At 56.8% G+C, this 1,386-nt stretch carries 1 protein-coding gene; it reads left to right on the top strand.

Going from position 1 to position 1,386, the window contains the following annotated elements; all coding sequences use genetic code 11:
* The first annotated feature begins 70 nt into the window (after positions 1–70).
* Positions 71–1,306: a transposase family protein gene (locus H5T45_07600; GenBank protein ID MBC7129562.1), complete on the top strand. Its 1,236-nt coding sequence runs from the start codon at positions 71–73 to the stop codon at positions 1,304–1,306.
* The last annotated feature ends 80 nt before the right edge of the window (positions 1,307–1,386 follow it).

Raw genomic sequence — 1,386 nt, 5'->3', positions numbered from 1 at the left:
CGTGTTCTTTTATCTAAAATGTCACTAAAGAGGTATAGTTCTTTCAAATGATAATATCACCGGAGGGACTATGCCTAACGAAGAGAAAATGACCATTGATGAGCGCTACAAGTATCTACGCATCAAGCAGAAGCCATATCTCCAGGCGAAGCGGAAGGAGCGCAGCCGGATGCTCGACGAGATGGAGCAAGTGACAGGATTGGAGCGCAAGACGCTCATCCGCCACATGAATGGCCGGATTGAACGCCGTGCTCGCCGCAGACAAAGAGGCAACTCATACGGTGCCGCTTTGGACGATGCTTTGCGCGTCATTGCCGAAAGCCATGACTACATCTGTGCGGAGCGGTTGAAGCCCAATCTGGTCTCCATGGCGCAGCACTTGGCCGCTCATGGCGAGTTGCACTTGAGTCCGGTGCTGCTGGAGCAACTGGAGTGCGTCAGCGTGTCCACCATTAGGCGGCGGCTGCAGAAGTTCGCCCGCTTGGAAACCTGGCGTTTGCCTCGCCGCAGGAAGCCTCGTCCTGCTCATCCTCTGCTGCGGGATGTGCCGATGGGGCGTATCCCATGGGATGAGCAAGAGCCTGGCCATTTTGAAGTAGACCTGGTGCATCATTGTGGGCCCAGCGCCAGTGGGGATTATGTGCACACCGTGCAGTTGGTCGATGTCGCTACCGGCTGGTGTGAGCAAGTAGCTGTGCTAGGGCGCAGCCAACGTGTGATGCAGGATGCTTTTCGGCGTATCCTGGCGCGCTTGCCCTTCCCTGTGCGGGAGATCCATCCTGATAACGGCAAGGAGTTCTTCAATGACCACTTGCTGCGCTTTTGGCAAGAGGCGGTCAAAGGCGTGCGCCTCTCGCGCAGCCGTCCCTTCCACAAGAACGACAACCGCTTTGTCGAACAGAAGAACGGCAGTCAAGTACGGTACTACCTGGGCCATGAGCGCCTAGACACCGTGGCGCAAACCCTGATGCTCAACCGCATCTACGAGAAGTCGTGGGTCTATCACAACCTCTTCCAGCCTGTGCTACGCATGAGCGAAAAGACGGTGACGGCAGACTCCCCGCAACCTGGGCGAGTCCAACGCCGCTTCGATCTGGCACGCACCCCCTTCGAGCGTCTGTGTGCGACTGCGGCGATCTCGCCCCAACGCCGTGAGGAGCTGCAACGCTTGCGGGAACAAACCAACCCGCGGCGCTTGCGGGAGGAGATCTACCAGCTCCTCGATGAGCTATTCACCCTGCCTGGAGCTACCCCAGGCATCACCGAAAACGTGTTGGACACGCTGCACATACCGATACCTACTTAGAAAGGAGCGAGGCAGCCTGGTGTCTTTATCATTTGATAGAACCATCACGTGTCAGTGACATTATCATTTGATTTTGCGCG

The sequence above is a fragment of the Thermoplasmatales archaeon genome, assembly GCA_014361245.1.
Lineage (GTDB): Archaea > Thermoplasmatota > E2 > UBA202 > JdFR-43 > JACIWB01.
This window is presented reverse-complemented; position numbering and strand designations above follow the sequence as displayed.

Excerpts from the sequence above, each read along its gene's own strand:
- H5T45_07600 (MBC7129562.1), top strand. The coding sequence starts at position 71 with ATGCCTAACGAAGAGAAAATGACCATTGATGAGCGCTACAAGTATCTA.